8 protein-coding genes are annotated in these 6656 nt (G+C 70.6%); 4 read left to right on the top strand and 4 right to left on the bottom strand.

Annotated features, from left to right (window positions below; genetic code table 11):
• Positions 1–412, top strand: a 412-nt coding sequence (locus ACTIFU_RS08895) for a thiamine pyrophosphate-dependent enzyme (RefSeq protein WP_439577947.1), incomplete at its 5' end; no start/stop codon positions are given.
• A 255-nt stretch (positions 413–667) separates the two neighbouring features.
• Complete coding sequence (locus ACTIFU_RS08890) at positions 668–2245, top strand: 2-isopropylmalate synthase (RefSeq protein ID WP_439577946.1); 1578 nt, start codon at positions 668–670, stop codon at positions 2243–2245.
• Positions 2246–2257: 12 nt separating this feature from the next.
• On the opposite strand, the gene ACTIFU_RS08885 is transcribed toward ACTIFU_RS08890, so the two are convergent.
• From ACTIFU_RS08885 to ACTIFU_RS08875, 3 genes are all read right to left on the bottom strand, one after another.
• The gene (locus ACTIFU_RS08885; RefSeq protein WP_439577945.1) at positions 2258–4087 is read right to left on the bottom strand and encodes a sensor histidine kinase; all 1830 of its coding nucleotides are present in this window, start codon (positions 4085–4087) and stop codon (positions 2258–2260) included.
• The gene (locus tag ACTIFU_RS08880) at positions 4062–4190 is read right to left on the bottom strand and encodes a NepR family anti-sigma factor (RefSeq protein WP_439577944.1); all 129 of its coding nucleotides are present in this window, start codon (positions 4188–4190) and stop codon (positions 4062–4064) included. Before ACTIFU_RS08880 ends, ACTIFU_RS08885 begins: the two co-directional genes overlap by 26 nt.
• Before the next feature lie 90 nt (positions 4191–4280).
• On the bottom strand, positions 4281–4889 hold the full coding sequence (locus tag ACTIFU_RS08875) for a sigma-70 family RNA polymerase sigma factor (RefSeq protein ID WP_439577948.1): 609 nt from the start codon (positions 4887–4889) through the stop codon (positions 4281–4283).
• 169 nt (positions 4890–5058) lie between these two features.
• Here ACTIFU_RS08875 and ACTIFU_RS08870 point away from each other — a divergent pair, with 169 nt between their 5' ends.
• A complete protein-coding gene (locus ACTIFU_RS08870) occupies positions 5059–5277 on the top strand; it encodes a DUF3185 family protein (protein ID WP_439577943.1) in 219 nt (72 codons plus the stop codon).
• Positions 5278–5294: 17 nt separating this feature from the next.
• Here the strand turns inward: ACTIFU_RS08870 and ACTIFU_RS08865 are convergent, their stop codons facing one another.
• Positions 5295–5798 carry a sigma-70 family RNA polymerase sigma factor gene (locus tag ACTIFU_RS08865; protein ID WP_439577942.1) on the bottom strand — a complete coding sequence of 168 codons (504 nt, stop codon included), beginning with the start codon at positions 5796–5798 and terminating at the stop codon, positions 5295–5297.
• Positions 5799–5864: 66 nt separating this feature from the next.
• Here ACTIFU_RS08865 and ACTIFU_RS08860 point away from each other — a divergent pair, with 66 nt between their 5' ends.
• On the top strand, positions 5865–6590 hold the full coding sequence (locus ACTIFU_RS08860) for a PhyR family response regulator anti-anti-sigma factor (RefSeq protein WP_439577941.1): 726 nt from the start codon (positions 5865–5867) through the stop codon (positions 6588–6590).
• Positions 6591–6656: the final 66 nt, after the last annotated feature.

Below are 6656 nucleotides of genomic sequence, written 5' to 3'. Positions count from 1 at the left end.
CGCCGGCTTTCCCACCGCGCTCGGCGTCAAGGTCGCGCATCCCGACCGCGCCGTGGTGGCGGTGACCGGCGATGGCGGCTTCCTGTTCGGCGGATCGGATCTGGCGACCGCCGCGCGCTACGGCATCAACCTGGTGACGGTGCTGTTCAACAACGAATCCTACGGCAATGTGCTCCGCGATCAGCGCCGGCTGTATGACGGCCGCCATTGCGGCGCGGAGCTGACCAACCCCGACTTCCAGACCTATGCCAGGGCCTTCGGCGTACGGTCCTGGCGGGTGACCGATGCCACCGGATTGCGCGATGCCCTGCGCGAGGCGCTGGCAGCGAACGCGCCCTGCCTGATCGAGGTGATGACCGACATCACGAAGGAGCCGTCGCCGTTCAGGTTCCTCGCGCCGTTCAGGGCGTGAGCGGCAGCGGGCGGTGGCACAGCCCCGCCCCGCTGGACAGGCGGCGCTCGCTGTGGATATTGTCGTGCTGATGCAACCGGCCCGCGTCCTCTCCGCACGCACCGCGCCCCGCGCGGGCTTCGGCGCGCGCGCCCTCCTTCCGCTGCTCCTTCGACTTACCCGCCCCTGGGCGTGACGCCTTCGCGCTGACAGCGCAGAAGCACCGCTCAGGGGAGACCCCGAGGCAAGTCGCGTACACGAATTCAGGAGCAGACCATGACCACCATCACCCATCCGTCGTTCGGCGAGATCTCGCCCGACCGGATCATCGTGTTCGACACCACGCTGCGCGACGGCGAGCAGTCCCCCGGGTTCAGCATGAACCTCGAGGAGAAGCTGCGCATGGCCGAGGCGCTGGAGGACCTCGGCGTCGACGTGATCGAGGCCGGCTTCGCGATCGCCTCCCCGGGCGACTTCGCCTCGGTCCAGGCGATCGCCGGGAAGCTGCAAGGCACGGTGGTGTGCAGCCTCGCCCGCTCGGGCCGGGCCGACATCCAGGCGGCCGCCGACGCGCTGAAGCCGGCGCGGCGCAAGCGCATCCACACCTTCATCAGCACCTCGCCCTTGCACATGAAGTTCAAGCTCCAGATGGAGCCTGACGCCGTGCTTCAAGCGGTGAGCGACAGCGTCACCTTCGCGCGCCAGTTCACCGACGATGTCGAGTGGTCGGCCGAGGACGGCAGCCGCACCGAGCCCGACTTCCTCTGCCGCTGTGTGGAGGCGGCGATCAAGGCAGGGGCGACGACGATCAACATCCCCGACACCGTGGGCTATGCGGTGCCGGAGGAGTTCGCCGCGATCTTCACCATGCTGCGCGAGCGCGTGCCGGGGACCGAGAAGATCATCTTCTCGGCGCATTGCCACAACGATCTCGGGCTTGCGGTCGCCAACACGCTGGCCGCGATCCAGGCCGGCGTGCGCCAGGTCGAGTGCACCATCAACGGCATCGGCGAGCGCGCGGGCAATGCCGCGCTGGAGGAGATCGCTATGGCGCTGAAGACGCGCAATGACACGCTGAAGGCCGACACGAGCATCGTCACGCGCAACATCGTGCGCTCCTCCAAGCTGCTCGCCACCATCACCGGCTTCGATGTGCAGCCCAACAAGGCGATCGTCGGCCGCAATGCCTTCGCCCACGAGGCCGGCATCCACCAGGACGGGATGCTGAAGCACGCCGGCACCTACGAGATCATGACGCCGGAGAGCGTGGGCTGGGCCAAGTCAAGCCTGGTGCTCGGCAAGCATTCGGGCCGTGCGGCGTTCCGCGACAAGCTGAAGCAGCTCGGCTACGGCGACATCGGCGACAACGCGCTGAACGACGCGTTCCAACGCTTCAAGCGGCTGGCGGATGCGAAGAAGGTGGTGTTCGACGAGGATATCGTCGCCCTGGTCGATGACGAGGTGGTGCGCGCGCACGACCATGTCCGGTTCGTCTCGCTCGACGTGCATGCCGGCTCGAAGGGGCCGCAGCGCGCGGTGCTGGAACTCGACATCGACGGCGAGGTGCAGAGCGCGGAGTCGGCCGGCGACGGTCCGGTGGACGCGACCTTCAAGGCGATCCGCATGCTGTTCCCGCACGAGGCCGAGCTGAAGCTCTATCAGGTGCACGCGGTGACCGAGGGCACGGATGCCCAGGCGAAGGTGACGGTGCGGCTCGAGGAGAAGGGCAAGCTGGTGGACGGGCAGGGGGCGGACACCGACACGCTGGTGGCCTCGGCGCGCGCCTATATCCACGCGCTCAACAAGCTGATGGTGAAGCGTCTCCGCACCGCGCCGGCGGCACCGGCCGCGTGACGCCGGGCCGGATCAGGCCGCCGCCGCGGCGGCCTGATCCGCCCGCGCCGCCTGGCCGCGGCGGCGGATCGGCATGGTGAGCCGCAGCTCGGTGCCGGTCGCGCCGCTGTCGGTCGTGAGCGTCGCTCCGAGCTGGCGCGCGAACCCTTCGATGAGCATCGTCCCGAGCCCGCCGCCCAGCTCGGCGGGCTCGGCCTGCTGTGACGCGGCGATGCCGATCCCGTCGTCGCGGATCACGAGCGTCAGCGTCTCGCCGTCCTGGCTGACCATGACCGAGACACTGCCCCGGTCCGCGCCGGGGAAGGCATACTTCAACGCGTTCGTCACCGCCTCGGTGATGATCAGCGCCAGCGGCACCGCCTCGTCGGAACTCAGCGTGATGTCTGGGGCGGAGACCTTCAGCGTGATCCGCTCGCCCGGCGTCTCGCCAAGCGCCTCGAACAGCTGCCCGCACAGCTCGTCGAGGAAGGTGCCGAGCGCGATCGTCTCGAAGTCGCTGTGGGTGTAGAGGTGCCGATGCAGCGTCGCGAGCGCCCGCACCCGGTCGCGTGCGGAGCTGAAGGCCGTGCGCGCCTCGGCGGTGCGGACCCGGCCGGCCTGGAGATTGAGCAGGCTCGCGACGATCTGAAGGTTGTTCTTCACGCGGTGATGGATCTCGGCCATCAGCAGGTCACGCGCGGCGAGGGCCGCGCGCAGTTCCTCCTCGCGCCGGCCGAGCGCTAGCGACGCCTCGGCGACTGCCTGGCCGAGGGCGCGCACCTCGACCGGCGTGCCGCGTAACGGTCCGGGATCGAACTGGCCGCCCTTGCGCCGCCACGCGGTGACCCGCGTGCTGACCTCGCGCAACGGGCGGATCACGCTCATATGCGCCCCGATCGCCACCGCGCCGAGGCAGGCCGCAAGCAGCACGCCGAGCTCGACCATGCGCCGGATGACGGCACGGCGCGCAGCCGCCTCATAGGTCGCCGAGGCGAGGCCCACCACCAGCCGCAGATCGTCACCGAGCGACATCGCCGCGTAGGCGTAGGGTTTGCCGCCGACGCTCAAGGCATCGACCTGGGTGGCTGTGCCGCGACGCAACGCCGCCCAGGCGGGCAGCACAGGCAGCGTCTCCTCGGTCGCGTTGTCCGTCAGCGGAAAGCTGCGCCCGCCATCGTCCATGAGCCACATCGCCGTATCCGCGCGCGCGGCTGGGCGGGTCTGGAGCACCAGATGGTCGAGCGACAGCCCGAGCCCGACGACGGCGACGAGATCACGCTCACGCCGGACCGGCAGGGCGGCCGCGATGATGTTGCGCTGCGTGATCGGCCCGACCTGAAGTTCGCTCAGCACGAAGCGGTTCTTCTGGACCGCGTCCTTGAACCAGGCGGCCTCGGAGTAGGAATCCCCGCGCGGCGCGGGCACGGCGCTGCAGCGTGTCCGCCCTGCCCCGTCGACCACCCAGATGTTGCTGTAGCGTCCGCCCTGGAGACTCAGCACCTCGATCAGCGCCCGGTCGCAGGAATCCGGGTCGCCGGCAATGACGGCATCGTTGCGGGCGAGCGCGGCCAGGATCTGCTCGGCGCCCTCGATCACCACCTGGTGGCGCGCCACCGCGGCCTCGCGCACCAGGGCCACACGCTCCCGGGCTGTGTGCCGGGCCTCCCGGTAGAGGTCGACCGCGCTCTGGCCCACCAGCACCGCGACCGGAATGGCGCCGATGAGGATCAGCCCGATCAGCCGCGCACGGACCGATGCGAGCAGGCGCGCGAGCGACGGCAGATATCCGGCTCGCGCACCGGCACCCGCCGGTGCGACCGGCAGATCGGGCGGCGCCTCAGCGCTCCTGCTTGCGCCTGTCACCCTCGATCAGCCGCAGCAGGTCCTCGGGGATCGGTTCCTTGGCGACACGATCGAACATCTGGTGCAGCTGGCGGTCGAGCCAGGTATCGAACGCGTCCGTCACGTCCGCCTGTCCCTTGCCACCGCGGCGGCGCAGAGGGCCATGTCCACCATCAGCCGGCATCGTGCGTTTCGGCGTGTCGCTCATCGCCCCTCAAGCGGTGCCTGCGGCCGCGCAGGACACCCTCGCGCAATCGCCCGACGGGGAGGAGGATACCGCGCGGGGCGCCTTGAGGCCAGTTTCGCGGCGTCCGACGGCCGCATGCGGGGCCGCCTCGGGCGCGGTCTCGCCGAGCAGCGCGCGCTGGAGCGTGGCGCGGGCTCGGAACACCCGGCTCTTCACCGTGCCGACCGCGCAGTCGGTGATCTCGGCCACCTCCTCGCAGGACAGGCCGTGCAGCGTCACCAGCAGCAGGGTCTCACGCTGATCGGCGGGGAGCAGGTCGAGCGCCCGGCCCAGCTCCTTGGCGACCAGACGGTCGGCCGGATCGGCCGCGCAGGCGAGCGCTTCCACCGGTGCATCCTCGATGGCGACCTTCGGGCGATGCTTGCGGACGTCGCTGATGAAGCGGTTGCGCAGGATCCTGTGCAGCCAGGCGGCGAGGTTGGTGCCGGGACGGAACTGCGCGCGTGCGGCGAGCGCGTTCACGATCGTGTCCTGGACGAGGTCTTCGGCCGCGGCCCGGTTGCGTGTCAGGGCGAGCGCCTGGACCCGGAGCTTCGGCAGCAGCGCGATCAGATCGTCATGGAACGAGTCGGGCACGTTGTCGGTCCTCCAGCCGTTTCCGATGACCGAGCAACGCCGAATTCGCGCAAAAGGTTGCAGCAGAACGTCCGATCGCCCCCAGGTTTTCGTGTCTGGCGGGAACCCTGTCGCCAAATCCGCGTTGATCGGAGGTAACGGTTTCGCGAGACGCGAAGGGAGAACCACGATGCGGATGTCGCTCGCCATTGGACTGGCCCTGGCCGTTGCCGGCGCGATGCTGCTGGTCATGGGCCTGAATGCTACGGATGCCCCGGCCGAGCAGATCACCGAGGCGCTCACCGGCCGTCGCTCGGAGCGGACCGAGTGGTCGATCATCGGCGGGGCGGCCATGCTGGTCGCCGGCGCTGTGGTGGCAGGCGCCTCGCTGGTGCGCGCCCGAGGCTGAGCCTCGGGGCCACGGGGTCACGCGTTCGTGATCGACCCGTCCGGCCTGCCGAGCATCGCTGCCAGCGCCGTGCGGGCCCGGCTGACGCGGGCCTTCATGGTGCCGGTGGCGGTACCGCAGATCATCGCTGCGTCCTCGTACGAGAACCCCTGCGCGCCGACGAGCAGGATCGCCTCGCGCTGGGACGGCGGCAGGCGTCGCAGCGCCCGGTCGAGCTCGCCCATCGCCATGTGGGCCTCCTGGCCGGGCGGCGTGCCATGCTCCGCCGGCATCTCGTCGGTGGTCCGCTGTCGCCGCAGCCCCTGGCGGAACAGGTTGCGCTGGATGGTGAACAGCCAGGCGCGAAGGTTGGTGCCGGGCTGGTATTGGCGCCAGGCCGAGAGCGCGCGGAGCGTCGCCTCCTGCACCAGATCGTCCGCCGCCGCGGGGTCGCGGGCGAGGAACCGGGCGAAGGCGCGGAGCTGCGGCAGCAGCCCGATCAACTCCGTCCGGAACGCCGCCTCCGGCGTTTCGTCGTTCATCCGCGCCCCCGCTTGCCGCTTCGGGGCGCTGCGTGAGAGAGGGAGCTCCACGATCGGAGGACCGCCATGAACGAAGCTCTGCTCCGGGCGCTGCCGCGGGCACGGCGGTATGCGCGGGCGCTCGCCGGCAACCAGGAGGCGGGGGACGCACTGGTCCGCGAGGCCCTGATGGCGCTTCGCGAATCGCCGCCCCCGGGCGACGGGCCGACAGTGATGCTCGCGCTGTATCGCGCGGTCTCGGCCCAGGTGAAGGATGCGGCCGGCGAGCCAGGCGGCCTGAGCGTCGTCGAGCGGCAGGTGCTGCTGTTGACCGCGCTCGAGGGGCTCGGCCACGAGGCCGCCGGCCTCGTGCTCGGCCGCACCGGCGACGAGGTCGCTGCAAAGGCAGCGGCCGCGCGCGAGCGGCTGCGCGAGGGCGCGCGCGCCGATGTCCTGATTGTCGAGGATGAGCCGATCATCGCCATGGATCTCGGCCAACTAGTGGCCGCTTGTGGCCATCGCGTGGCCGGCATCGCCGCGACCCAGGCGGAGGCGGTCGCGCTCGCGCGCAGCCTCAACCCCACGCTGATCCTGGCCGACATCAATCTCGGCATGGGCGGGGACGGCAAGTCGGCGGTCGCCGAGATCCTGCGCGAGATGACGGTGCCGGTGATCTTCGTCACGGCCTATCCGGAACGGCTGCTCACCGGCGAGGCGGTCGAGCCGGCGTTCGTGGTCACCAAGCCGTTCGACCCGATGACGCTCGCGATCGCGACCTACCAGGCCGTGACCGGTGGGCTGCGGCTCAGCTGAGCGCGGCCGGGAACTCCTTCCCCCAGGTGCCGTTGTCGTTCGGGGGCCGCACCCACGGCTCTCGAC

This window comes from Elioraea sp. (assembly GCF_051860475.1).
GTDB lineage: Bacteria > Pseudomonadota > Alphaproteobacteria > Acetobacterales > Acetobacteraceae > Elioraea.
Note: the sequence above shows the minus strand (reverse complement) of the source record. Positions and strands in the feature narration are given on the sequence as shown.

What these genes read in the sequence shown, in the direction of transcription:
- ACTIFU_RS08890 (WP_439577946.1), top strand. Translation starts at nt 668, where the DNA reads ATGACCACCATCACCCATCCGTCGTTCGGCGAGATCTCGCCCGACCGG.
- ACTIFU_RS08870 (WP_439577943.1), top strand. Translation starts at nt 5,059, where the DNA reads ATGCGGATGTCGCTCGCCATTGGACTGGCCCTGGCCGTTGCCGGCGCG.
- ACTIFU_RS08865 (WP_439577942.1), bottom strand. Translation starts at nt 5,798, where the DNA reads ATGAACGACGAAACGCCGGAGGCGGCGTTCCGGACGGAGTTGATCGGG.
- ACTIFU_RS08860 (WP_439577941.1), top strand. Translation starts at nt 5,865, where the DNA reads ATGAACGAAGCTCTGCTCCGGGCGCTGCCGCGGGCACGGCGGTATGCG.